The following is a 22,539-nucleotide window of genomic DNA, read 5'->3' as shown; positions in this document are numbered from 1 at the left end:
CTTAGTATACCAAAAGCATTTGAAATGACAGATTTTAAGTTCGGGCCAGCCATTTGCGTATCACCTCTTTTTCCTTTTCCATGGAAAAATACTTTAGGGTTTTATCGCCTACTGTGGTTCCAAAGCGAACGCCGTCTTTTGGAAATCTACTTTTGTAACCCGCAACTTGGTCCGCCAGCATATCGGTCACGGGACGATTGACCAACCCCGCCGAAAGTGCTTTTTGCACATTGAAATAGTAGAATCCTACGGGTCGTTCTCGCCAAAAGGGGACTATTCTATAAGGGAGCAACCCTTCTTTTTCTAAAAACGCTCCATCAATCCAATGTAATTTTTCTGGCTTCTGCGTAACATAGGCCAAACAAGACACATAATCTTTGAACGACATAGTAGCATGCGCCACATTGAACTCTCCATACGTTTTGTTTTCAGAACAGTGCACTAAAAATTGCACCAAGCTCTGTACATCCGTAAATTGAATGTAATGGTTATCGATCTTAGGCACCAATATTTCCCCACCGCGATTAAATCGAACTGGCCAATACGGTTGGTCATCTGGGTCGCTGGGGTCCGTAACCCGAAAATCCTTCATTCCAGAAGACCTGTAAATCGTGTACCGGTCGGTATGTTTTCGGATGGCCTCCTCGGCAAAGGTTTTCCGAATGGCATACCGAAACTCTTCACCAATGGTTGTAGGTGCAGGCGGAAGCGGATTTAAAGGTTCACTTTCCACAATGTATTTTTTGTCCCATTTATCATATACCGAAATCGTAGAGATATAATGGTAGTGCCCCATGTTATCTTTGAATTCTTCCAAAAAATCAGATACTGCCTTGGGGGATTTTTGCCAGGTATCCACCACCACATCCCAGTAAGTTTCTTTATGTTTTTTAGCGATAGCCTTGAGGCCTGCTTTGTTTTCACGTTCCCTGTCACAAATAATCACAGGTAAATCTGAAAAAAGGTCTGGGTTGGTCTTGCCACGGTTCAACAGTGTGACCTCATAGCCTGCTGCTAAAAGTGCCTTTATTATCGAAGGCCCAATAAAGCCCCGGCCACCCAGCATAAGTGCCTTTTTACCATTGCTTTTATTTATTAGTCCTGCATTTAAAGTTTCAAAAGGGTTTGCCAAAACCGCTGTAGCTCCTAAGGCCGATGTTTTTAGAAAGTTTCTTTTGTTCATGAAAGTTGTTATTCTGATGAACGGCCAAGAAACCTATCCTTACATAAATTAAGGTGGGACTTAATTAAGAACTACTCATTTCTTTAAGGTACTGCTTGGGGGTTTTGCCTGTTACTTTTTTGAAGTTATGGTAAAAGGAGGATTTTGTGTTGAAGCCCGATTCGTAACCCAATCCTTCAAAGGTGAGCTTGGAACTATCTTCCGTTTCCAATTTGCGCAGTGCATAGGCTACCCTTCTGGTATTAACTAAATTGTAAAATGTGGTGTTCAGCTCTGAATTGATGATTTGGGAAAGATGGTGTTTGGGAATATTCACAGATTTAGAAAGGGCCGATAAAGAAAAGTTTGGGTCTAAATAAGCTTCATTGTTATCAATAAATTTATTGATAGTAGCTGCATACCGTTCAATTTCTTCTTTCTTTAAAGGACTATGTTTATAGTTTTTTTCGACTTCTTGTGGAAGTGCTTCCTCAGGTTTATACACCACCCCATATTTCAATCCGAAAAAACCAATTGCCGTTAGAAGTACTACGTAACGTATAATGTCCCACAGTTCAAAATAACGCACACCAACCGACAATTCGACAAACATCCGCACCAAACCAACACCTATACTCAACAAGAAGAGGAAGGCTATAACCCGAATCCAACGAAACACTAAAACCATGTTGCTTGAATGATTGTTTCGTAGATACCTCATTCGTTTTGTGCTCAAATACAGAACAAAAGCGGGGTAGATGATCAGCGATGCAATTTTTGGCAATACAATGATTATGTCCCATGATGGAGGGAAATTGGGGTTTAGAAAAAAGCTAAGAACTATAAAAATTAGGAATGGAAGAAAATGCAGGCTATCGCCCCAACGCCATGGTCTATTGGTTAGCGATATATAATACAGTAGAAAAAAAGGTCCGTGGAGAAACCCTATGGTTGAGGTTAATATGGAGAATGGAAACAGAGATGGATATAGATATTTGCCCATAGCCGACATGAGGTGTCCTGAAAACACCAAAAACCAAATAAGTAAAATGCGATCTGGGCGTTGTCGGTTTTTTTTGCTCATGAGCAATAAGGCAAACAAGATACCTTGCAGCGCTCCTATACCGGAAATTATCCCTAAAAAAAACGAATTCTCCAAAATATAGTCGGTTATATTGACCTAAATCAAATTATGGTGAAGTTCGAGATTTTTTGTGGAAATTCATTTTTTAGCATCTTTTTGCTATGGTCTTACGCAAAGGTTCCAATCACAGAAAGTGCAAACTTTGGTAAAACTGGTTTCAGTTTATTTCATATCTAAATGTATTCCCTGAAGTAGAAAGTCAAGAAGGTTCTCAAAATCCCAAACCGCCCAAATTATGGGTAGGAAAAACATACCAATCCCCAAATAGGTAAAAATCATCTTTCCTGTTTTATTGGTCAAGTAAATCAATCCGTATACCAGAATGTAATAGGCGAAAAGTAATCCAAAGGCAATGCTGAATAGGGGCATGAACCCACCTAAAAGCAATGAAACTATAGTCAGTATTAAAAGTAAGGCCATAATGACCATGGTAGCTATCTTAAGTTTTTTCATACCTCATTTTGTTATTCTTCTCCATTTAAATTTAGATAAAGTTCATTATTTCTTCACTAAAAACAGTTTTCCAGTTTATGCATTGGTCATTCCGATTGATGTTCCATTAATCTGAAGAAACCATCCCTTAAACCGACTCATGGGTTTGTTCTTTTTTTCATCATTCGGATTTTAAGCCAATTTTTCACATTTCACCGATTTTTCTTACAGATTTGTCCTTGATTCTTGAGAACAGTATCCTTCTCATGGAACTTTGTAACAGACTTAAGGGTCTAAAACATCAAAACCCAAATCAAATGGAAAAGAACCTCAAATCTAGAGTTACTATAAACAGACTATGTTATAAAGGTCTGGACGTTTTCTCCAAAAAAGGGTATTACAATACCAATTTGGATGATATTTTAAAAGAATTGGAGCTCTCCAAGGGAGCTTTTTACCACCACTTCAAATCCAAAGAGGATTTCTTCATACATATTATTCAAAGTCTGGTAGTACAAAAAGTTTATGCCCTTTTGATTGAACCCTTGAACACCCATGAAGATCCATTACCCATTATCTTGGATAGTATTGAAAAGGCTTTAGAGCCCAATAAGACCAATGAAATGGTTTATGGATTCATGCTTGCTGATTTTTTGACCGAGTTCAACAAACGCAATGAGGAAATAAGCAGATACTTAAAGGATATTGTTCAGATGTGGGAGGTGAACCTTGTTTCCCTACTAAAAAAAGGCAAAGTAGATGGACATATAGCACGCCACTTGGATTGTGAGGGTGTTGCGGCATACATTATTGCTTCTTTTCTGGGTATACGAACCATAATGGCAGATAAGAACTCCCGCCAGAGTAGGTATTTATACCTCCAACAACTGAAGCACTATTTTGGTTCCCTTAAAACGCAACCCCAACTAATTTAATCACTCTCCCAAAACCTCTAAAATCTTGTTGTTAACGCTTTGGGGTGAAATGGTTTCCATTACTTTTTCATATCCTTCGGGCACTTTGTTTCCATAGACTGAAGTTGGAATGCCTGGGTATTTTTCTCTATTCGACAGCAAAGCGTTATCCATAGGTTGATTAAAGGGATAAAAGCCCGCATAAGGATGGGTAACTCCCCATAAGGTGATTATGGGAATGCCGAAATTAGCTGCAAGATGCGCATTGCCACTATCCATGGACACCATAACATCCAAATTTGAGATAATGGCTAGTTCCTCTTCCAATGAGAGCTTGCCTGCTAGGTTTAAAGTACTGGAAAACTTGCTCGACAGTTCTTCGAGTTGATTTGCTTCGTTTTCGCCGCCACCAAAAAGCAAGATTTTATACTTGTCGGTATTGTCTAGTTCATTGATTACCTCTTTCATCAATGTGAGTGGATACATTTTTCCGTGATGTGCCGCAAAAGGGGCAACACCAATCCATTTTTTCGCATCCTGACCTATAAGATTTACGATTTTCTCAGGAAGTGGTTGTCTTTCTAAAGGTTTCCAAGCAGATAAGTCAATAGGAAAACCTAAATCTGCGAATACATCCGCATATCGTTGATGGGCAGTTTTAAGGGGTTTGAATTCTTTATTTCTTAATCGGGTCAGTGTTTTCTTTTCCTTTCTTCCTTTGTTAATTTGCTTAAAGGGCACTCTGGTCAATCCAAAGTACTTTTTCAATACGTTGCTGCGAAGCACATTGTGTAAATCTGCAATGGCATCAATATCCATTTTTTTCAGTTCTTTGTACAAACGCCAAAGGCCTGGAAAACCTTTATGCTCTCCCTTTATATTAGCGATATGAACATCTACTCCTGAAATTTTGGCAAAAATTGGCGCAAAGCCTTTTTTGGTCAAAACCGTAACCCGTGCATCAGGATATTTTAAGATAAGTGTATTCAAAACCGGTACGGTCATGGCTACGTCACCCATGGCCGAAAGACGTAAAACAAGAATATGGACAGGTTTATCCTTTTTGTCCACGCAGAACCGGATTTAGCTCATCATCATTGTACATTTTCATCTGTTTATAGACTTTCATGTACTTTTTGCCCGCTTCAATATCGGCAAGAAGTTGGTCAATTGCCGAAGAAAGGTCTTCGCGTTGTTCTAAAAGCACATCCAATTTTGAGACGCACTTCTCAACATGTTCTGGGGAAGCATCCGTTCTATTTACTTCTTCTTGCATGTGATAGATTTTCAACGCCAATATAGAGAGGCGATCTATAGCCCATGCAGGACTCTCCGTATTGATTATGGCATTTGACAAAACTTCAACCGATTGGTATTTTTTCAAAAAATAGCTGTCAATATACTCCACCAAATCCGTACGATCTTGATTACTGGCATCAATTTTCCGCTTTAGGTCCAATGCCTCCGCAGGGTCAATATTTGGATCACGGATAATATCTTCGTAATGCCATTGGACCGTATCTATCCAATTCTTTCTATACAGCAAATGCTCGATTTTATCTTTTGGATAAGGATTAGTGAAATCCTGATAAACATCGTCCTTAATGTGGTAGGTGTTTATACTTTCTTCAAAAATAGTGTTGGCCAATGTAGTGAAAAGCATACTTTCCGTTCTTTTCACAAAGATATTGCTTTCAGATTTACGAACTCAACTGAACTCCAAGAATGAAAAAAGGAACGAACAATAAAATGACAATGGCCACTTCCTTATATCTGTTTTGCTCAAAGGTCTCTAGATAATTTGTTATAAACACGGAAACCGGGAAAAACCCAAGAAGTGCAGCCCTTTCTCCAATTACACTTACAAACAATACTAAGAAAGAAAGCAAAAAGGAAAAGAAAAGTATTCTAAGCGCCAATAGCTTTCCACTTCCTCTTTGTCTTAACTTCAAAAACACAAGGGACATTACCACAAGCGAAACAAAAACATAAACCATGGATTTTATCATTTCGAATCTTGTAAAATCCTTGTCCAAAAAATTCAGCTGAAACCGATAATGGTCTTTTAAGAACAAAAGGTTGTCATAAAGATGAAATGATGTGAAAACCAATAGGCCTAGTGTAATAATGGCAATGAAAGGGATAAACCAATTTTTAAAACTAGTGCGATCGTAAAGGTTAATCACCAAAAACACAAGGGTAAGGAAGAGTAGTGACCAATCAACAAACAAACTGGCTACGCCAATAAAAAAAGAAGCATCAAAGATTTTGTGCTTTACATTCTTTATGGTTTTTATGGCCAACAACCGCCAAAGTGCCAGCAATACAAAAAAATTACAAAACACTACATTGGTATCTGTCATGCTTTCAGGAAAAATAACCATCAGCAATACAAAAAAAAGCATGGCAAAAGAACTGAACCCTGTTACTTTTTCTCTACGGACAATCTCGTTGATTATCAACATTTCAATTACTAATGCTGAAAGGACTAAGAGGTCTAACGGATAGTTTTCGCTAAATACGGGTATGCCTGGTCCATAAAAGCCGTACAATACAAAGAACAAAACCAAGAAAATAGACAGAACCACATAGTTTATGGGTTTTGTTTTGCTAAAAAAACTTGAAATCATTTCGGGTTTTGCTATTTTTGCAAGGTAAATATAGCCAACATGAGCAATTTTTTTTACGGCATTGAGGACTTATTCGTAAATGTACTGTTTGCCCCTTATGACTTCTTCCGATTCATGGATAGCTGGTGGGGTGCCAATTCAATTAACTGGATTTTTTCCATTATTGGATTTGTAGCCATGATTTATTGGATGCAACAGCTGAACATATTCAATGCAAATGGTGAAGAAGATAAGAGTATAAGCTCACATTCTTACCTATAGGTCAAATCCCAAGTCTTTTCTAAAATAGATTCCATCAAAATGGAGCTTCTCCATATTTTGATATGAATTGTTTAGAGCTTCCTTATAATCCTTGCCCAAGGATGTGATTGCAATTACCCGCCCCCCACTAGTTACTATATTTCCATTCTTTATTGTGGTACCGGCATGGAATACCGTTGCATTTTCTACTTTTTCAATTCCGGTGATTATCTTTCCCTTTTCATAAGCTTCAGGATAACCGCCTGAAACTGCCATCACAGTTGTGGCGCTTCTTTGGTCTAATTCCAATTCAACCTCATCAAGTTTTCCAGCAGCTGTTGCCTGAAGCAATTCGACAAAGTCATTTTTTATTCTTGGAATGACCACTTCGGTCTCAGGGTCTCCCATCCGAACATTGTATTCAATTACCTTAGGTTCACCTCCTACTTTTATCAGCCCAATAAAGATGAATCCCACATAGGGTAGGTTATCCTTTTTTAGACCGTTTATGGTTGGTTTAACGATTTGCTCTTCTATTTTCTTCATAAACACTTCGTCTACAAAAGGAACAGGGGAAATGGCGCCCATACCACCAGTGTTCAGACCGGTATCGCCTTCACCAATCCGCTTATAGTCCTTTGCCGTAGGAAGTATTTTATAGTTTTCACCATCGGTAAGTACAAAACAACTCAATTCAATTCCGTCCAAGAATTCTTCAATCACAACCGTACTGCTTGCAGACCCAAATTTAGCATCCATCAACATGGATTTAAGCTCCCTTCTTGCCTCTTCCAAATCATGAAGAATCAAAACACCCTTTCCTGCGGCCAATCCATCTGCTTTTAAAACGTAAGGCGGGTTAAGCGATTCCAAAAATTTAAATCCTTCTTGAAGGTTATCTGAAGAAAAGCTTTCATAAGCAGCTGTTGGTATATTATGCCTCATCATGAACTTCTTGGCGAATTCTTTACTGCCTTCCAGCTCAGCTGCTGCTTTTTGCGGCCCAATTACTTTTATATGGGCTATTTCATCATCACCTAAAAAGAAATCGTGAACTCCATTCACCAAGGGGTCTTCTGGGCCTACTACCACCAACTCAATTTGTTCTTTAAGAACAAGTAATTTAATCCCCTCAAAATCATTGACTCCAATGGCAATATTGTTTGCAATTTGAGCAGTGCCCGCATTCCCTGGAGCGACAAAAAGTGATGTGAGCAATGGGCTTTGGGAAATTTTGTGGGCTATGGTGTGTTCGCGCCCACCAGAACCAAGGACTAAGATGTTCATCAAAAGTATTTTTGGCAAAAATACGCTTTGGAGTGAACTTCCCTATTTATTGTTGGAAAAATCCCGGTGTGCTTTCCAAAGTTCTTCCTCCGATAAGGATTTGAAATACTCATATACATTTTTCAACCCTTCAGAGCGAGTAACTCGAGGTTCCCAATCGAGAATTTCCTTCGCGCGAGAAATATCGGGCTGCCTTTGGAGAGGATCATCTTGAGGAAGCGGTTTGAATATAATTTTTTGATCTGTTCCCGTTAGTCTTATAATTTCTTCCGCAAACTCCAGAATTGTTGTCTCGTCAGGATTTCCTATGTTGATTGGCTCTACATAATCACTCATGAGCAAACGATAAATTCCTTCCACTTGATCATCTATGTAGGTAAAGGAACGTGTCTGTGATCCATCACCAAAAACCGTTAAATCTTGACCTCTTAGTGCTTGACCTATAAAAGCAGGCACCACACGGCCATCGTTCAATCTCATACGGGAACCATAGGTATTAAAAATACGAACAATGCGTGTGTCCAAGCCATGATGGCGATGATAGGCCATGGTTATGGACTCCATAAAGCGTTTGGCCTCATCATACACGCCTCTCGGCCCGATTGGGCTTACGTTGCCATAATACTCCTCATTCTGTGGGTGAACCAATGGGTCACCATATACTTCGGAGGTAGATGCCACTAATATTCTTGCGTTCTTGTTTTTTGCCAACCCCAATAAATTGAGCGTTCCTAAAGAACCCACCTTTAGAGTTTCAATTGGAATCTTTAAATAGTCTATTGGGCTGGCGGGAGAAGCGAAGTGCAGAATGTAATCCAAATCTCCGCCCACATGTACAAAAGTGGATACATCATGGTGATGGAACTCAAAATTTTTCAGGGGAAATAGATGTTCAATATTCTTGAGATCACCTGTTATCAGGTTATCCATGCCGATGACATGGTGCCCTTCGGCTATGAAACGGTCACAAAGGTGGGATCCTAGGAAACCTGCAGCTCCTGTGATTAGGGTTTTTTTCATAAATCAATAAGCCTTAGCCTCCCCTTTAAATGCGTTAATAACAGTTTGGACTATTATCTTAATATCTAGGAACATAGACCAGTTTTCAATATAGAAAACGTCAAACTTAATCCTGTTTTGAATATCTGTGTCATTTTCAATTTCACCTCTATACCCGCGAACTTGAGCCAAACCGGTAATGCCAGGTTTTACGAAGTGCCTTACCATATACTTATCTACTCTATCGGAATATTCATTGGTATGCTTCACCATATGAGGTCTTGGACCTACAACAGACATAGTTCCGAAGAACACATTGTAGAACTGAGGTAATTCATCAATACTAGTTGCTCTAATAAACTTACCAACCTTAGTGACCCTCATATCATTTTTAGTGGCTTGGAAACTGTCCGCATCTTGATTTGGGGCCATAGATCTAAATTTGTAACAATAGAACTCTCTGTTGTCTATGCCGTTTCTTGTTTGCCTAAAAAAAACAGGCCCTTTTGATTCCAAAGTAATCAATATGGCAAGGAGCGGGGTTAACCATGAAAGAATTCCAAAAATAACAATAATTGAAAAAGCCAAATCGAAACTTCTTTTCAAAAAAGAATTTATTGGACTATGAAGCGGAATGTCGCGAAGTGATAAAACCGGAATGTAATCATAATATTCAAACTTTAGCTTTTTGGAGAAGATATTCTTATTGTCCGGAATGAATTTAAGGGTGACAAGATTGTTGTCGGCAAAATTGATAAACTTTGTTAACTGTTGATTGGTCAATTCAGATACTGAACAATATATTTCATCAACCTTTTTGTCATTTATAAAATCAAAACAATGGTCCAAACTAAAGTCTTCTTCTTGTGTACTAAACTGGCTCAAAAAATTATAACCGTACTGTGTTCTTTCTCTAAAGACTTCTTTTAATTGGTCTGTTTTTTTATTCTTCCCAATAATTACAACGTTCCTGAGGTTTCCCTTCACTTTTTCCCTGTACTCCAATAAAAGCACATAGTTCAAAAACTTGATTATCGAGACGACCAAAAAAACGTAAATAAAATATTGTCCAAGAGCCAAACGACTAATAACGGGTTGTTTGAAAAACCCAATGAATGCATAGAGTATTAGGAAAAAGAAAACAAATTGCCTAAAAAGGAGTCTTAGTAGATAGGCTACTTTGGCATATCGATAAACCTTGTAAAATTCGTTTCTAACAGATATTATAATCCATCCCAATGAAATATAAGCATGAAAAAGTAGAGGTGTTTGAAAGTTTATAGGAAGTATGTTCGCAAACGAATTGATTATTAATAAATCAATCACATAAGAAATCGGAGTGATTAAGTTTGAATATCTATGTTGTTTGAAAAACATTTTTTACCAAGTTCCTATTCTTTTTCTAAAAATTTTGATTATCGACGTGTTTTTTACTTCTAAAAACTTCAAATTTACTTTCGACATACTCCTTTATTTCGTTTTCAAAGCGCTCAACTCCAAACCTTTGAGAGTTCTTTCTTATTATTTCTGCATCAAATCGAATTTGCTCAAAATTTTCAACAGCCTTAATAATTGCCTTTGTTGATTGTTCATGGAAATATAACCCTGTTTCATTATTGATGACTGTTTCCATAAGCCCTCCTTTCGAAAAACAAATTACAGGTGTGCCACAAGCTTGTGCTTCAACAGGGACTATACCAAAGTCTTCTTCCGCCGCATAAACAAAAGCCTTGGCCTTTTGAAGGCAGTCCTTCATATAATCATCTGATATAAAACCCAAAAGTTTAACATTACTCTTTGCTAATTTCTTTAATCGTTTATAATCCGGCCCATAACCAGCAACCAGTAATTTTTTCTCTGGCATTTGATTAAATGCTTTGATAATGATTTCAGTCTTTTTGTAAGGAACTAGTCTTGAGGCAGTAAAAAAGTACTCATCCTTATTTTTTTCTAATGAAAAGTTTTTTGTGTCTACTGGAGGATATATTACACATGCTTCTCTATTGTACGTTTTTCGTATTCTACTGGCTACATATTCAGAATTTGCAATGAATAAATCAACCCTATTTGAACTGGAATAATCCCAATTCCTGATTTTGTGTAGTACATATTTTGCATATAGCCCCTTTATTCCATTCCTCAATCCTGAATCCTCCAAGTACTGATGATACAAATCCCATGCATATCGCATTGGGGAATGGCAATAACAGATATGTAACTGTTGATGATTTGTTAACACCCCTTTTGCAACAGAAGCGGAAGAACTTAAAACTAAATCGTATTCCGATAAATCAAATTGCTCTATAGCATAGGGAAAAAGTTGAAGAAATTTTTGATGTCCCTTTCTTGATGTTGGTAGTTTTTGTATAAAGCTAGTATTTACCCTATCACCATTCAAAAGATATTGTCTATCCTCGTCTGTTAAAAAATCAACAAGGGCAAAATGGTCAAAATCGCTCCAAATAGAATTTAATGACTTAACTACTTTTTCAGCCCCTCCATTCACGTAATACCAGTCATGAACCAATGCTTTCTTCATTGTGTCAGCCCCTGTTTTTTATAAAGATATCTTTTCTTAAATAAGCCAAGATAGATAGAGTATATAGCAACACCCATTTGCCTATTAAATATAGTTTCTGTAGATATTGATAAGATGAAAACAACAATAAACACGAGATATATACTATTTAATTTATACTTAGTATCAAAAAGAAAAATGAATAAAAACAATAACAATCCAATTAACCCAATACTTCCACCAAAGTAAATAAACAAATTATGAGGGTCATAATTTTGTCTACTAACATTTTTCAATGCGAACTTCTTTTCCATTGATGACTCATACTTAGAAAATGAGACTCCAAAAATTGGATTTTCGACCAATAAATCAACGCCTGTTTCCCACAAAAGTTTCCTGTCCGAGAAACCATGTTTATTGTAGATTTTTGATGTTAAATAGTCCGATGATTTAACCAAGAAAGCGGAACAGACAGTCAAAACTAGCAATGTCAATATTTGTTTTAAATTTATTCTCTTTCTATAACTTCTTAAAAGAACTATTATATGTGAAATAATGAATATAATTAAAGCTGTTCTCGAGGCTAAAAAAATCAAAAAAACAAAGGAAACACAAATAAAAAGTTTTTTGATTTCTAAAGTAACATTATCATTGACAGAAATAAAAAGTGTGCTTAACACTATGTAAAGACCCCAAAAAGGTGGGTGAAATCCCATTTTTATTGGAATTAACCACTGATAATGACTCAAATTGAAAACAAGAGGGTTGTTTGATGTATGGAAATCCAAAAAAATTAGAAATCCAAAAAAAAGTGCAATTAGATACAATATGAAATTTACCAAAATGATTATCCTGGGAATATAGACAGTTTCCTTTTCATTAAATGAATAATCTAGTATTGAAAACGGCACTATTAATATGGGCAAAAGTCTTATGATTTCTGAAATGTTATTTTGTATGCCCATGGCGCATAACTCTCTTGCTAGAACATATGAAAAAAAAATAATAGTAAACCATGGTAGTTTAGATTTAGTAAAGTGAAAAGACTTATTGACCATCAAAAAGAAAACTAGTATGAACAATGCCAAAGTAGATACAATATTGTTTAATAACAATAAGGCCATTGCTAAAGAAAAAAATACCAAAACCCTAAACTCCCAGGTTTTTTTAACCAATGATTTGATCATATAATTTTTCTGTTTTACCTATCATTTTATCAATAAAAAATCTATTTCCATAATCCATGAGCGCGTTTGATCTCAGTCTTTGATAAAGGTCTTCTTCGTGGAAAATCCTTTTTAACAATTGATATATTTTATTCAAATTTGCTGGATTAAACAAAAATCCATTATATCCATCTATAACCACTTCGTTATTTCCAATAACATCCGTAGCTACTACGGGCAACCCAATAGATAAAGCTTCAATTAAGGCCATAGGCAGGCCTTCACCTCTTGATGTCGATAAAAAGACTACCTTATTACTGTCAATTTCTTTGAAAGGGTGCTCCCTAAAGTCCAAGAAATCTATGTTCTTTACATTTTGTATTCTGGACTTTTCCTCTAATAATTTTTTTGTTTCGCCTTCTCCAATCCATAAGAACCTAAAATGAGTTAGTTCCTTTGCAATTTCAAATGAAAGTTCCATATTTTTTTCTGGAGAAAAACGCACGACAGATATAATTAAAGGATGATTATTCTTCTCATTATTATTAACAGCAGGTTTCTCTACCCCATTATAAATCGTAATCATATTGTTTTCCCCAATCTTAAATGTTGTTTTGGCGAGAGAACTTTCACCTTTAGATACTGCAATAAAATAATCTGTATACTTAGAAAGCAAAATTTCTGAGTAAACATTCCGTATCCTACCTTTTATGGTTTGGTTTAATATTATGTTACTTATACCATGAAAGGTATGAATGACCTTAACCTTTTTGTTAAAAAATTTGCAAATCCTTGAATATATACCAGCTCCCTTTCCATGAGAGTGAACAAGGACGATTTTGTTTTTCCGAATAAAATTATTGAGCTTTAGAATCGAAACAATATTGATTTTCCTATGAGGTAATTCAAGCATTGATACTATAAATTGGTTTTTAGACCACTTCAAAAAAAAATCATCTTGAAACGGACATGCCAGAAATATGCGGTATTTTGTTCTATCCAGTTTATTAATCAAGTAGTTTAGGTGTACTGGACCGCCCCCAATATCAGACCTGCTAGTTATTAAAAGTATGTTCTCCAAGCATTTTCTTTTTATTCATTAAGTAAAAATATACTAATCCCAGTTGAACCATAAACAAATCTGCAATCATACTACCCCCTGTATTATTTGTGATGAAAAGACCTATTATCAAAAATGGTATTAAATTAGCCTCAGACATATTTTGCATCTTGCGGAACTCAAAATATAGCTTAAAAAAAAAGTAAAGCAATAGAACAAGCGCAATAATACCTCCATAGCTTAGGAACATCAGAAACAAATTCTCGGGGACAATGGCATAGTTGCCTTCAACAACATAGGAATACTCTCTGATTTTATTTTCAAAAAAAGTGGGATTATATCCTGTCCCTAGTAGTAAAAGCCAAGGTACGCTTAAAAACAAGTTTAATATAATCCTCCAAGTTTTGAATCTTGCACTTATACTGCCATCTCCACCTGCTTTGAGTCCATTTATTGTATTTTCAATTTTTCCAAAAATAGACAGTTCAACTTCAAAATAAACCATAATTGGTATGGCAATTAAAAGTACTAGGCATAAAATAGTAAAGAAATTAAACGCTCTTTTTATGTTTATTTTAGTGATAATCTTAACAAAGAAATAAGAAATAAAAACAACAAATAGTAATAAAAATGTTTCTCTGGAAGTGAGAAGTAGTATGTTAATTAAGCTTAGCACTATAACCAATTTTGATGTTATGGCAAATCTTTTTTCATTTATCAAATTAGATATATTGAGAATTAAAAGCAAAACCAAATAACTGCCATAAATGCCGTGATTATTAGATCCTATGGTAAAAACAAATTCAGAAATGTTCCAAACCCTATTTGAGAAACCTGTTGGCATATATTCAGCAATCCAAGTAGCTGCTCTTATAAAGCTATTCCAACTAAGGCCAGATGATTGCTTACTCGAAATAAAAATAAATAGAGTCAAGAGAATTGTACAAATACCAACAATATTCAATCTCCTTAAAAATTTCTCATCATAGTAATCGAACAACAGAAGTAAAGAAAAGATATAAAGACCGTATTTCAATGCCTTTAATAGACCTATTGGGTCTAAAGCATTGATAAAAGAAAAAAGGGTAGAAATAACAATAATTATTACTGCACCTAATAAACTTAAATATGGCTCAACGGATTTTGGAAGTCTAAGAGGAATCTTTTTCTTCAGCAAGAAATAAAATAAAATAAGTATTGGCAAAAAAAACTCCTGTGGAAGAAGCAATACACCCGGCAATACTTGTATTTTGAAGGACAATGGTAATATCAGTAGTGCCCAAAAAATTTTATGTTGAACCCATTTTGAAGTAATTCTTATCACCATCCCACATGCTTAAACTTATGATATCCGCTGAACAATATTTTTTGTGAAAAAAAAAGTACTCTGTAAATATTAAAAAAAAACAATTCTCTCCAAAAGATATGGTACTTAGGCATTTTGACCATCATATATCTAAACAAAGTAATCCTCTTTAAATCAAATTTACTGATTTCTAGTTTTTGACATATGCTATTGACCCTGGAATCAATTTTTGGATTTAAATCTATAGTATCAATTGCGTCTATTAATAGAAAAAAAGTTTTGGTTAAATGCTTTCTTTTAGTTTTATCCGATCCTATTATTTTCAGGGTTTGATCTAAAAATTCTAGATATCCTATGATTTGACGCTTTTTTTTGTTTTCGTCATTTTTTGTGGTTTTTCCAATTATGTAATACGAATCTACCTTTGAAAATGGGAAAAACTTAAAATTAACTGAAGTATCCAATAACGCTCTTGTATGAATTTCAATGTCTTGAAGTCTTGGAAAACCCTCGTTGAACCCCCCCAGGTTATTCACAAGGAAATTTCTTTCCCAAATCGGACTCATTGTATGCCATGGATAATTCCCCATTAAAAAACCTGCCAATGGATTTTTAGTAAACCTTGTAAAAAGCATGCTTCTTTTTCCAATAATAGCCGTGTTGAAAATACCTATATTAATTTGCTTGTTTTGAATCATTTTGCCCAATCTAATAGATAAACAATCAGGGGCAAGTAAATCATCTGAATCAAGAAATATAATGTATCTTCCTGTAGAGATTTTCAAACCTTCATTTCGACAGACACTTCCACCATTATTTTTTTGATTTTCTCTCTTAAATACTTTAAATCTCTTATCTTCTTTTGTTATTTGCAAAGCCATTTCATAAGTGCCATCATCAGAGCCATCATCAACTATTATACATTCATAATTTCTGTGTGTCTGATTAATAACCGAGTGTATTGTCTTCGATACAGTTTGGGAAGAGTTGTAAACAGGTATAATTATTGAAACGTCTATTTTCAAGCCTTTAGTCCTTAACATTTTTTATTGTAAGTAACAAGGGAAATACCCCTAACGGATTTAAGACCGTTAAATACTCCTTCAAAGAAGCACCTGTCATTTTCCTGATTAGAAAGTACCAAGATGGCCAAAAAAGAAAAACCATTGACATTGTCATAAAAATAGTTGTCTGATAAATGCCGTAATTAACACCTGCAATAATAAAAATCGGAATTACCACCAAGACAATGAGGTTCCAGAAAAATTCAAGATTGGTTTTTCCAGTTGCTATGACCAAACTCCCTACAGGGTTACCGATAGCCCTAAGAAGCATATAAAAACATAAGACCCTTATTATGGTTACCACTTCCAAATAGTCACTCCCGTATAAAAACTTAACTAAGAAAGGTGAAAAAACGAAAACACCTGAATATGCCAATAGATTGATAACAAAAACTATGTTTACCAATTTTAAATACTGCTTTTTCAATTCCAGTTTGCTATTTTGAAATAGTGCCAACGAGGGAGACGCTACTTTGGTAATTATGGGATTAATAATTTGAGCCGGTTTATAAACCAACTGTTTGGCCAAACTATAACCTCCCAATATATCTGCCCCGAAACACTTCCCTATTATTAGAATATCTAAATCTCTATTAAAATAGTTTACTATTTGACCACCTACTTGATAAATACCTATTTTCAAAAAAGGAATTGTTTCTTTAAACCTAAAATACAGGTGAATCTTATGTTTCTTTAAGCCGAAAAGCACAAAAAAAACATTGACAAAAAAGTATTGTAATATATAAGAATATATTAGCGCATAGATTCCATAATTTAAATAAGCAAATAATACTGCACTTAAGAGTGATATTACTGCTCCAAATGTTTCTATTAAACTAATCGTTTTAAAAAAAAAATACTTTTGCTCAACCACTTTAAATTGCCTTCCAAACCCAGAAAAAATAATACTTAGGCCAATGATAGAGATATAACTAGTTAGAGATGACTGATTGTAAAAGTTAGACAAAAAGGGAGAAAAAGCCAATAACGCTAAATACAAAACGATACTTACAGACAAATTAAGCCAGTACAAACTTGAATACTCATTTTTGGTTATTTCTCGTTTATACAAAATTGCACTGGTAAGCCCCATATCATTAAAAAGCTCAGAAAAGGTCAAAAAGAACATCAACAGGGCAATGGAACCAAAGTCATTTTTGTCAAGAAAACGTGTTAAAAATGATATTTTAAACAATGCACATAGCGCAATAATAATTGTGCTTAGTGTAGTCCATTTAATACCTTTTAATACAGTTTTTCTAAGGTTCATTTTTTGGTGAGAAAAAAGTTTGCAACTCTTTTGCTAATTTCACTTGTCCAACTTCTTCTCTCAAAACCTGTCTATTATTTATTATTTCGGTATCAGATAAGCCTTTGAAAACATTATTATTGTCTTTACGTAAGTCATCCTCTATTGAAAATACCGAAATGCCTATTCTTTTCAGGTAAGAAAACAGTGTATTACTTTTACTTAAATATACTTTTGCTCCCATATATAACATGGCCAAAACATTACCAACTGCTTGTTGTCTATAATTTGCCATGATTACAATCTTACATGAACTTATCAGATTGGTGTAGTCCTTTAATGGCATAAAATCCAATAATGGATAAAATGAATTTTTAAAAATCTCTTTCCCTCTTTCATCTATAAAATCACCATATGATTTTGTGCCATAACTTAAAGGAACTATCAATTTGCTATCTTTCAAATCGATATGTTTGATTTTCTCAAAAACATCTAAATGATTGTTTGTTGCCGTCGCAGAATTTCCAATTAAGATGTTACTGCCCCTAACCTTCAAATCCTCGTCCACTATATATTCTATTGGGTAATACGAAAATTTTAAAAATTCAATATTATCCAACCCTACCTTTTCTTTTACATCATGAAACTCCTCTTTATAAAGTATTCCACAATAGTTACAACGTTCAATTGCCTTCTTTACTAAGAAGAATGGCTCTCTATTATTACTCCTGAATAGGTAGTAAATCGGACGGATTAATTCCTTAAACCAATTCTGTTTTTTATAATATTTAAGTGTTAAACTAGCATAGTTATTTTGTTTGTTAACGATTCTCGGATTATTATGGACTTCGTAACCAAATAGAAACCATATAATCTTTATTTTTTCATCAAGAGCGAGAATGGTTCTAGCTGCAAAATACTCAATACCATGAAAGCATATGAAATCATATTCATACTGCATCCTTTTTATTCTGTTAATCTCAAAATCATTGGTTTCGATAATTTTAACGGCTTCTGATTTTGTTTTGACATATTTAGGATTTTTGCTGTGTTGTCCTTCAGACAGAAAAATTAGATAATCATTTTTTTTTGGAAAACAATTTTCAAATTGAAAAATAACACTGTCAATAAATTTTTCATCACGAGATAAATGCAATACTTTCATTTGTAAAACCCCTTTATCGTATCACATATTTTTTTTACTTGTCCCTGTTCCATTTCAAAAAAGAAAGGGAGCCTCACCAAACAATCTGAATATTTGTCAGAATATGGGAGTTCCGGTGGGTTTTGTGTTAATTTTTTGGTATGAAAAGAACTTTTATGCAAAGACAAATAGTGAAAAACAGCGTGAATTTTATTCTTTTTTAAAAACCTCAAAAAACTATCTCTCTGCTCTAAACTACCAAGAATGACATAGAACATATGCGCATTGTTTGTTGCATACTCAGGGATTGCAGGTAGTTTGAGACTTCCTTCTTCTTGGAGACATTTTAATTCATCAAAATATGTCATCCAAATCGCCTTTCGTTTCTTTTGAATAAACTCCAATTGCTCTAACTGAGCAAACAAAAATGCGGCTATTAACTCTGAAGGTAAAAAGGAGGACCCAGTATCTACCCATCCGTATTTATCAATTTCTCCCTTAAAAAAAGCAGATCTATTTGTTCCTTTTTCCCAAATAATTTCAGCTCTGTCTATAAATCTTGTATCATTAATAGTCAAAAGGCCTCCTTCTCCGGCAATAATATTCTTGGTTTCATGAAATGAAAAAGCGCCTAAGTGGCCAATACTTCCTAAGGGTTTCCCATTAAAGTATGAATCTACAGCTTGTGCCGCGTCTTCGACTACGTATATCTTGTATTTTCTGGCCAAATCCATTATGATGTTCATGTCACAGGCTACACCTGCATAGTGGACTACAACAATAGCCTTGGTTCTGGGAGTAATCAACTCTTCTACTTTTAGCTCATCGATTCCTGGATGGTCTTTTCTACTATCAGCGAAGACTATTTTTGCCCCTTGTCTTACAAAGGCCAGAGCAGAAGATACAAAAGTGTAAGATGGAACGATAACCTCATCTCCAGGCCCAACATTCAATAACATAGAAGCCATTTCTAGAGCATCGGTGCAAGAGGTTGTAAGTAGTGCTTTTTTGAAACCAAATCTGGTTTCAAAAAAATCTTGACATTTTTTTGTGAAATCTCCGTTGCCAGAGATTTTTCCAGTACCTACAGCATCTTCAATATACTTGGTTTCCTTTCCTACTAAAAAGGGTTTGTTGAAAGGAATCGTCTCCTGTTGTTTGGTCATCTATAAATGTTTGTGAAACCCAAAAAAGGTTTCTTCTATTTTGAATCCAAAATTGCTATAAAGATTAGCAATACCTATGTTGCTAGCAGAAATTATAGCTTCTATTGAATTGGTTCTTATGGCTTTATTATAGTTCAATATTTCATTCCACAAAGACATAGCGAAAACCTCTTTACCTTTTTTACATCCTGCCAGAAGCAATTGAACATTCTCTTTCTTATTTTTAATTGTCTGTGCAGAAAATCCAACTATATTTCTACCAACCTTGGCAACTTTTATATCTGTCTTTTGTTTTACTAAGTCATCAATCCAATAATAATATCTGAGTCTTGCTTTTTTCTCTGTAATACTAATATCTTCATGAAACCTACTAAAGTCAAAAGAATTTTTAGCAATCAATTTAATCTCCTCTAAATCTTCTTCTATATAATTTTTAAACGTTATTTTGGGGAGTTTTTTTGATTTAAATTTTTTTAAATTTCTAATAATAACCCTTTGACTACACTCAGTAAAATAATATCCTTGGGATTGAAGGGCTACTCTAGCTTTTTTGTTATTGCTATTGATTCTAGTAAAAACAAAATTTACCTTTTCTGATTTAATCCTATCCTCCAATTTAATAATCTCGTCTTTCCATTCCTGGATAGTAGCACTAGGGTTCTTTAAAAACTTATATTCTGCGGTTTTAAGGCCTAGCGACTTAGTGTCCCAAGGGGTTAATTGGTAATCAATCACTACATCGTTTTTTTGAATCTGCTGGTATATTTAAACTCATTTAGCAATATTAACTTTACCGGTCGTTTGTATTTTTCCAAGTTTTTGTCACAGTTAACTTTTATTCGTTTTTTGACTTCTAAAGGCTCACTCTTACCATCAATAAGAACTTTAGCACAAACCATTTCACCTGTAATTGCATTTTTCTTTGCATATACTGTACTATCCAAAACACCCTCAACTTCATTTATTTTCTTTTCAACCTCTGACGGAAAAACTTTTAGACCACCAACATTAATGACATCGTTAATTCTCCCAATAATCTTAATATATCCTTCTTCATCAACATCCACTAAATCTCCAGTTGCAAACCATCCATCATCCAAAAAGCTTTTACTTTTCAAATTTCGATATCCTTTAATCGATGTTTTTGTTTTTAAGTATAACTCTCCATTAACTACTTTGTGCTCTACATTAACATCTGTTATCTTAAAAAAAAGACTATTCGAATTTTTGCTTTTGGTCTTTATTATTCCTGATTCACTTGTGCCAAATGTTTGTAAGAACCGAACAAATGGCATTCTTTCGTTTAACTTATTTAACAAGGCCTCTGGCATTCTCTCCGTTCCATAAGTAACCATTTTCAGGGAGGACAAATCTTTATCCCGTATTCCTTCCGTCATTAACATTAAATTTAAAAATGTAGGGCTTGCGGGTAGGACTTGGACTTTATGTTCTTCTATTAAACTGGCAATAGTAAGTGGGTTTCTATTTTCTGGCAAAACCATAGTGGTCCCTGTATTCAAGCACCCTAATAATGTATTTAATCCTCCTATATGATCGAACATTAGAAAAAGCAGAAATACTAAGGTTTTCTGCCTTCTTGGAGCCTTAAAGCTATTTATTAAGTTGTTGAAGTTGTGCACCATAACTTTTGGTTTTCCTGTGGTGCCACTAGAAAAAAGAACTATTCCACTTTCGCCTTCAGAAGTTATAACACTGTAATCAGAATTTTTTGAATTATCTACTTTTTGAATTTTCTCAATGAATATTTCGTCATCTCTTATCCGAAGTATTTTATTTGCATTACAGGCTTCCTTTTTTAAAGTGAACTCATCTTCTGTGGTAAAAACCAAAGGAACAATTATGCATGGATACTTGGAAAGTGCGAGTATTACGGCTATACTACTAAAGCTATAGTCTTCACTTACTATTACAACTTCATTCCTAAGGATAGCTGTTTTAAGCTGTTCTACATAGTATTCTATCTGATTGTTCAGGTCTTCATAGGTATAGGCTCCTTTTTTTTCAATAATAGCTTTTCCTTCATAAGCCTTAATTGTGTCCAATATCATAATCCTCCTAGATATATTATTTGTCCAGAGATAAACGAGCTTCTCTTGTCAATAAAAAAATTTATTGCATTTTCGATATCTTCAAAAGTGCCAAACCGTTTTAATGCTTGCTTGCCTATCAATTCATCTATTTTTTCTTTAGGTACTACTTTAATAAGGTCCGTTTCAATAGGTGTAGGTCCTATTGCATTTACTGTTATATTGTTAAAGGCGAGTTCTTTAGCAAGAATTTTGGTCAATTTTTCAATCGCTGCTTTGCTCGATGCATAAATCATCTCACCTTCGAGGTTCATGGGAACTGCTACAGTTGAGAAATTAACAATTCTACCTCCATCCTCTTTTTTTGCCAGTTTTGCAAACTCGCGACAAAAAAAGAATGTTCCGTAAAAATTAGTCTCAAAGACTTTCTTTACTGTAGAGCCTGGGGTAAGCATGGAATGATTTAGAGAGGCAATTCCAGCATTGTTTAACAATACATCTAATTTTCCAAATTCTTTTTTTGCTTTCCTAATCAGGCTTCTTACTGCTTTTTCATCAGTAACATCGCAGATAAAATGTTTATAATTATTGTGCTTTAAATCAGATTCTCCTCTACTACATCCAACAACATTATAACCTTTTGATAGAAAATTTTCTGTTAGGTAACGCCCTATTCCCTTCCTATTTCCTGTAATAACCAAAGTCTCATTTCTATTATTCATTTTTTTCTTGCTCAATAATATAGTCTGCTAAATTCTTTAAATTTATAAAAGGACTAGTTCTTCTGGACATTGCCTTTTCGTCCATCAATTCTATATCTAAATCATAGGTGTCATTCACACTCTCTTCTGTTTCCACAATAAATCTTACCAAATCCATAGAATCTAAAAAAGAACTTGCTCCTATTAGTCTTGTAGTTTCATCTATTGAATCTATTTCTAATCCATTTTCGTCAACAAATTCTTTTAAGCAACTCACTAAAAATGTGGTTATTTCTGCTTTTTCCAAGT

At 34.7% G+C, this 22,539-nt stretch carries 23 protein-coding genes; 2 read left to right on the top strand and 21 right to left on the bottom strand.

Annotation, left to right across the window (positions count from 1 at the left end; translation table 11 throughout):
- Positions 1-34: 34 nt before the first annotated feature.
- From ACOKFD_RS12525 to ACOKFD_RS12515, 3 genes are all read right to left on the bottom strand, one after another.
- Positions 35-1,183 (bottom strand): NAD-dependent epimerase/dehydratase family protein, encoded by a 1,149-nt coding sequence (locus ACOKFD_RS12525; protein WP_422858232.1) that lies wholly within the window; start codon positions 1,181-1,183, stop codon positions 35-37.
- A 64-nt stretch (positions 1,184-1,247) separates the two neighbouring features.
- Entirely contained in the window at positions 1,248-2,321 is a 1,074-nt protein-coding gene (locus tag ACOKFD_RS12520; RefSeq protein ID WP_422858231.1) for a helix-turn-helix domain-containing protein, read from the bottom strand.
- A 147-nt stretch (positions 2,322-2,468) separates the two neighbouring features.
- Positions 2,469-2,759, bottom strand: coding sequence for a hypothetical protein (locus tag ACOKFD_RS12515; RefSeq protein WP_422858230.1), 291 nt, complete (start codon positions 2,757-2,759; stop codon positions 2,469-2,471).
- A 296-nt stretch (positions 2,760-3,055) separates the two neighbouring features.
- Between ACOKFD_RS12515 and ACOKFD_RS12510 the strand changes: the two genes are divergently transcribed.
- On the top strand, positions 3,056-3,673 hold the full coding sequence (locus tag ACOKFD_RS12510) for a TetR/AcrR family transcriptional regulator (RefSeq protein WP_298996074.1): 618 nt from the start codon (positions 3,056-3,058) through the stop codon (positions 3,671-3,673).
- Here the strand turns inward: ACOKFD_RS12510 and ACOKFD_RS12505 are convergent, their stop codons facing one another.
- The 3 genes from ACOKFD_RS12505 to ACOKFD_RS12495 are packed head-to-tail and all read right to left on the bottom strand — an operon-like array spanning position 3,674 to position 6,282.
- Positions 3,674-4,723, bottom strand: coding sequence for a glycosyltransferase family 9 protein (locus ACOKFD_RS12505; protein ID WP_422858229.1), 1,050 nt, complete (start codon positions 4,721-4,723; stop codon positions 3,674-3,676).
- Positions 4,707-5,315 (bottom strand): DUF4254 domain-containing protein, encoded by a 609-nt coding sequence (locus ACOKFD_RS12500; RefSeq protein WP_422861023.1) that lies wholly within the window; start codon positions 5,313-5,315, stop codon positions 4,707-4,709. The genes ACOKFD_RS12505 and ACOKFD_RS12500 overlap by 17 nt, the downstream gene beginning before the upstream one ends.
- Before the next feature lie 37 nt (positions 5,316-5,352).
- On the bottom strand, positions 5,353-6,282 hold the full coding sequence (locus tag ACOKFD_RS12495) for a hypothetical protein (protein ID WP_422858228.1): 930 nt from the start codon (positions 6,280-6,282) through the stop codon (positions 5,353-5,355).
- Between the two features lie 39 nt (positions 6,283-6,321).
- Between ACOKFD_RS12495 and ACOKFD_RS12490 the strand changes: the two genes are divergently transcribed.
- Complete coding sequence (locus ACOKFD_RS12490) at positions 6,322-6,543, top strand: DUF6341 family protein (protein ID WP_422858227.1); 222 nt, start codon at positions 6,322-6,324, stop codon at positions 6,541-6,543.
- Here ACOKFD_RS12490 and purD read toward each other — a convergent pair.
- The 15 genes from purD to ACOKFD_RS12415 are packed head-to-tail and all read right to left on the bottom strand — an operon-like array spanning position 6,538 to position 22,537.
- Entirely contained in the window at positions 6,538-7,809 is a 1,272-nt protein-coding gene (gene purD / locus ACOKFD_RS12485; protein WP_422858226.1) for a phosphoribosylamine--glycine ligase, read from the bottom strand. The genes ACOKFD_RS12490 and purD overlap by 6 nt on opposite strands.
- 42 nt (positions 7,810-7,851) lie before the next feature.
- The gene (locus ACOKFD_RS12480) at positions 7,852-8,829 is read right to left on the bottom strand and encodes a UDP-glucuronic acid decarboxylase family protein (protein ID WP_422858225.1); all 978 of its coding nucleotides are present in this window, start codon (positions 8,827-8,829) and stop codon (positions 7,852-7,854) included.
- A 3-nt stretch (positions 8,830-8,832) separates the two neighbouring features.
- Positions 8,833-10,185 (bottom strand): undecaprenyl-phosphate glucose phosphotransferase, encoded by a 1,353-nt coding sequence (locus ACOKFD_RS12475; RefSeq protein WP_422858224.1) that lies wholly within the window; start codon positions 10,183-10,185, stop codon positions 8,833-8,835.
- A gap of 25 nt (positions 10,186-10,210) precedes the next feature.
- Positions 10,211-11,347, bottom strand: coding sequence for a glycosyltransferase family 4 protein (locus ACOKFD_RS12470; RefSeq protein WP_422858223.1), 1,137 nt, complete (start codon positions 11,345-11,347; stop codon positions 10,211-10,213).
- Positions 11,344-12,513 carry an O-antigen ligase family protein gene (locus tag ACOKFD_RS12465; RefSeq protein ID WP_422858222.1) on the bottom strand — a complete coding sequence of 390 codons (1,170 nt, stop codon included), beginning with the start codon at positions 12,511-12,513 and terminating at the stop codon, positions 11,344-11,346. Before ACOKFD_RS12465 ends, ACOKFD_RS12470 begins: the two co-directional genes overlap by 4 nt.
- The gene (locus ACOKFD_RS12460; protein WP_422858221.1) at positions 12,494-13,573 is read right to left on the bottom strand and encodes a glycosyltransferase family 4 protein; all 1,080 of its coding nucleotides are present in this window, start codon (positions 13,571-13,573) and stop codon (positions 12,494-12,496) included. The genes ACOKFD_RS12465 and ACOKFD_RS12460 overlap by 20 nt, the downstream gene beginning before the upstream one ends.
- The gene (locus ACOKFD_RS12455; RefSeq protein ID WP_422858220.1) at positions 13,548-14,879 is read right to left on the bottom strand and encodes an O-antigen ligase family protein; all 1,332 of its coding nucleotides are present in this window, start codon (positions 14,877-14,879) and stop codon (positions 13,548-13,550) included. Before ACOKFD_RS12455 ends, ACOKFD_RS12460 begins: the two co-directional genes overlap by 26 nt.
- The gene (locus ACOKFD_RS12450) at positions 14,873-15,901 is read right to left on the bottom strand and encodes a glycosyltransferase family 2 protein (RefSeq protein WP_422858219.1); all 1,029 of its coding nucleotides are present in this window, start codon (positions 15,899-15,901) and stop codon (positions 14,873-14,875) included. Before ACOKFD_RS12450 ends, ACOKFD_RS12455 begins: the two co-directional genes overlap by 7 nt.
- On the bottom strand, positions 15,888-17,192 hold the full coding sequence (locus tag ACOKFD_RS12445) for an MOP flippase family protein (RefSeq protein WP_422858218.1): 1,305 nt from the start codon (positions 17,190-17,192) through the stop codon (positions 15,888-15,890). The genes ACOKFD_RS12450 and ACOKFD_RS12445 overlap by 14 nt, the downstream gene beginning before the upstream one ends.
- Positions 17,182-18,336 carry a TDP-N-acetylfucosamine:lipid II N-acetylfucosaminyltransferase gene (locus ACOKFD_RS12440; protein ID WP_422858217.1) on the bottom strand — a complete coding sequence of 385 codons (1,155 nt, stop codon included), beginning with the start codon at positions 18,334-18,336 and terminating at the stop codon, positions 17,182-17,184. The genes ACOKFD_RS12445 and ACOKFD_RS12440 overlap by 11 nt, the downstream gene beginning before the upstream one ends.
- A complete protein-coding gene (rffA, locus tag ACOKFD_RS12435; RefSeq protein WP_422858216.1) occupies positions 18,333-19,481 on the bottom strand; it encodes a dTDP-4-amino-4,6-dideoxygalactose transaminase in 1,149 nt (382 codons plus the stop codon). Before rffA ends, ACOKFD_RS12440 begins: the two co-directional genes overlap by 4 nt.
- A complete protein-coding gene (locus tag ACOKFD_RS12430; RefSeq protein ID WP_422858215.1) occupies positions 19,482-20,216 on the bottom strand; it encodes a hypothetical protein in 735 nt (244 codons plus the stop codon).
- Positions 20,216-21,550 carry an ANL family adenylate-forming protein gene (locus tag ACOKFD_RS12425; RefSeq protein ID WP_422858214.1) on the bottom strand — a complete coding sequence of 445 codons (1,335 nt, stop codon included), beginning with the start codon at positions 21,548-21,550 and terminating at the stop codon, positions 20,216-20,218. The genes ACOKFD_RS12430 and ACOKFD_RS12425 overlap by 1 nt, the downstream gene beginning before the upstream one ends.
- Positions 21,547-22,251: an SDR family NAD(P)-dependent oxidoreductase gene (locus ACOKFD_RS12420; protein ID WP_422858213.1), complete on the bottom strand. Its 705-nt coding sequence runs from the start codon at positions 22,249-22,251 to the stop codon at positions 21,547-21,549. Before ACOKFD_RS12420 ends, ACOKFD_RS12425 begins: the two co-directional genes overlap by 4 nt.
- Positions 22,244-22,537, bottom strand: a complete 294-nt coding sequence (locus tag ACOKFD_RS12415; protein WP_422858212.1) for a hypothetical protein — start codon at positions 22,535-22,537, stop codon at positions 22,244-22,246. Before ACOKFD_RS12415 ends, ACOKFD_RS12420 begins: the two co-directional genes overlap by 8 nt.
- Between the last annotated feature and the right edge of the window lie 2 nt (positions 22,538-22,539).

Source organism: Flagellimonas ulvae (genome assembly GCF_049333175.1).
Lineage (GTDB): Bacteria > Bacteroidota > Bacteroidia > Flavobacteriales > Flavobacteriaceae > Flagellimonas.
Note: the sequence above shows the minus strand (reverse complement) of the source record. Positions and strands in the feature narration are given on the sequence as shown.